The organism is Streptomyces sp. S3(2020) (genome assembly GCF_013044505.1).
GTDB lineage: Bacteria > Actinomycetota > Actinomycetes > Streptomycetales > Streptomycetaceae > Streptomyces.
Genome location: NZ_JABERD010000468.1, coordinates 1 through 2,229 on the forward strand (window position 1 = coordinate 1; position 2,229 = coordinate 2,229).

2 protein-coding genes are annotated in these 2,229 nt (G+C 71.2%); both read left to right on the top strand.

Annotation, left to right across the window (positions count from 1 at the left end; genetic code table 11):
- Positions 1 to 70 precede the first annotated feature (70 nt).
- A complete protein-coding gene (locus HLK59_RS49600; protein ID WP_240983101.1) occupies positions 71 to 1,303 on the top strand; it encodes a hypothetical protein in 1,233 nt (410 codons plus the stop codon).
- Between the two features lie 174 nt (positions 1,304 to 1,477).
- Positions 1,478 to 1,990: a peptide-methionine (S)-S-oxide reductase MsrA gene (msrA, locus tag HLK59_RS49605; RefSeq protein ID WP_171148267.1), complete on the top strand. Its 513-nt coding sequence runs from the start codon at positions 1,478 to 1,480 to the stop codon at positions 1,988 to 1,990.
- Positions 1,991 to 2,229 lie beyond the last annotated feature (239 nt).

A 2,229-nucleotide genomic window follows, 5' to 3' on the forward strand; every position in this document is an offset into this window, starting at 1 on the left:
GAGTCTAGCGATCGAAGCGATGTCTCCCTCGGGAGCACCGTCCGCCCGCGCTCCCACAGAGGTTCTCCCCATGCCGATGACCCCGCCCTCGCCCCCGCACAACCGTCACGCCTCCCGTGCCGCTGTTGCCGCCCTCGGCGCTGCCGGACTGATCGCGCTGGCCGCGGCTCCGGCCGCCTTCGCCGATGAGGTCGCACCCGAACTGGTCGTCGGAGGCGTCGAGCCGATCGACGGGTTGAAACCGGGGGACATCTTCGATGCGCCGGTCACCGTGGGGAACAAGGGCACCGGAGCCGCCGAGAAGGTGTGGATCACCTACGCCGTCACCCGGGGACTGGACTTCGCGGAGGTTCCCTCCAACTGCCTTACGCAGTACATCCGGCCCTACGACGAGATGCCCGAGAGATGGACCGCGGTCTGCGCCTTCGACCAGGCGGTGGCGCCGGGCGCCGTCTACACGACCGACAGACCCCTCCGCGTCAAGGCACTGGACCGCGCGCTCAACGACGAGCTGCGCCTGCGTGTCGGGGAGAACGACCCGGGGGCGGACGACAACGGCACTCCGCCGGTGGCGGGAACCGCGCCGGCGGTGAAACTGGTCGAGGCACAGGCCGGGGGCGAGGGGACCGCGCAAGTCGTCGATGTGCCCGTCACCACCGTCAACACGGCCGACTACCAGGTGACGGGCGCCGCGTTGAAGGGGCGCGTCGGTGAGACGGTGCCGATGAAGGTGGACTTCACCAACGCCGGGCCCGCCTGGTTCATGACCAAGTTGGGGGAACCGACCGTCAGGATCATGATCACGCCGCCCGCCGGAACGTCGGCCGTCAAGGTCCCCGGGTACTGCAAGGCCAAGGACGAGGGCGAGGTCGAGGCGTACGACTGCGGCACGAGCCAGACCGCGCTCAACGAGGGCGGCCGACTGACCTACGCCTTCGAGCTGAAGATCGACAAGCGGGTGGTGGACGCCAAGGGGTCGGTGGTGCTGGGCACCGAGGCGCGGCCCTCCGATCCCGACAAGGCGAACGACAAGGCGGACATCACGCTGGATGTCACGGGTGGGGCGCCGACAGCTTCGCCGACTGCCTCGCCGACCGCCTCTGCGACCGCGTCGCCGGGGGGCTCGGGCGGTGACTCCGGCGGGGGCTCGACGAGCGGATCCGGGGGCTCGGGTGGTGGGTCGTCGACGACCGGCGGCAACCTTGCGGAGACCGGGTCCTCGGCGCTTCCGATCACGGCCGTGGCTGCCGCGGCGGTGGCCCTGGGTGCGGGCGTGCTCGTCATGGTGCGCCGCCGCGTGTGACGCTCGTCTCCTCGACGGTTCCACGCTCGTCCGTCCCGAGGCCGTGGGGGCGGTCGGGCGGGCGGGCGTGGAATCGCCGGAAGGCCTCGTGCGTTGAGGGGGTGGGTCCGGGATGCGGGCGTTGTGCGCCGAGCAGCCCGAGTGACCGAGACGACGGACATGGGAGGAGCGGTAATGGCTGCGCAGACGCAGAGGGCCGTGTTGGCGGGCGGATGCTTCTGGGGGATGGAGGAGCTGATCCGCCGGCTGCCGGGCGTGACGGCGACCCGGGTGGGATACACCGGGGGTGACGTGCCGAACGCGACGTACCGGAACCACGGCACGCACGCGGAGGCCATCGAGATCGTCTTCGACCCCGCGAAGACCGACTTCCGGGCGATCCTGGAGTTCTTCTTCCAGATCCACGACCCGAGCACGAAGAACCGTCAGGGCAACGACATCGGTCTCAGCTACCGCTCGGCGATCTACTACGTGGACGACGAGCAGAAGCGGGTCGCCGAGGACACGATCGCGGACGTGGACGCCTCCGGCCTGTGGCCGGGCAAGGTCGTCACCGAGGTGGAGCCGGTGGGCCCCTTCTGGGAGGCCGAGCCGGAGCACCAGGACTACCTTCAGCGTTACCCGGCCGGCTACACCTGCCACTTCCCGCGCCCGGGATGGCGGCTGCCCGCCCGCGCCGAGGGCTGAGAGCGGGGCGGCCCGGTGAAGACCGCGGGGCTGGGCCGCGTACGCGGTGCCCTCCTGACCGTCACCCCGCGTCGCGTAGCCGGAGAAGGTACGTGGCGGTCAGGGCGACGGCACGGTCCCCGTCACCGGACAGCGCCACGAGGGCGCCGGAAGCCGTGCTCCCCGGAATGTCCGCCAGCGCCTGCGTCAGCCGTACGCGTGCGGGCGCCTCGGGGGCGTCGAGGGTGTCGGGGGTGTCG

Coding starts and splice junctions, on each gene's coding strand:
- HLK59_RS49600 (WP_240983101.1), top strand. CDS start 71: ATGCCGATGACCCCGCCCTCGCCCCCGCACAACCGTCACGCCTCCCGT.
- msrA (WP_171148267.1), top strand. CDS start 1,478: ATGGCTGCGCAGACGCAGAGGGCCGTGTTGGCGGGCGGATGCTTCTGG.